Raw genomic sequence first — 259 nt, 5'->3', positions numbered from 1 at the left:
ATGCATCGTTCGATGGCGCCCGACGCGCGGTTGGTCGCCAGGGCCAATGCTGCGCCGAGGGCGTCTGTCCTGCTGATCGAAGACGTGCACGACGTGCAGGTCAGCGGCGGGCGGATCATCGGCGACCGCGACCATCACCTGGCGACCACAGGCGAGTGGGGGCACGGCATCATGGTGCGGGGCGCGGAGCGCGTACGGTTGCGCGACCTGCACATCGCCAAGTGCTGGGGCGACGGCATTTCGGTCGGCGGCATCAGCG

The 259-nt window shown here is 69.5% G+C and carries 1 protein-coding gene; it reads left to right on the top strand.

The window, feature by feature from the left end:
- Positions 1-259 (top strand): hypothetical protein (locus OH705_RS27880; RefSeq protein ID WP_267303519.1); only part of this gene is annotated, 259 nt, incomplete at both ends.

This window comes from Pseudomonas sp. BJa3 (assembly GCF_026343815.1).
GTDB lineage: Bacteria > Pseudomonadota > Gammaproteobacteria > Pseudomonadales > Pseudomonadaceae > Aquipseudomonas > Aquipseudomonas soli.
Note: the sequence above shows the minus strand (reverse complement) of the source record. Positions and strands in the feature narration are given on the sequence as shown.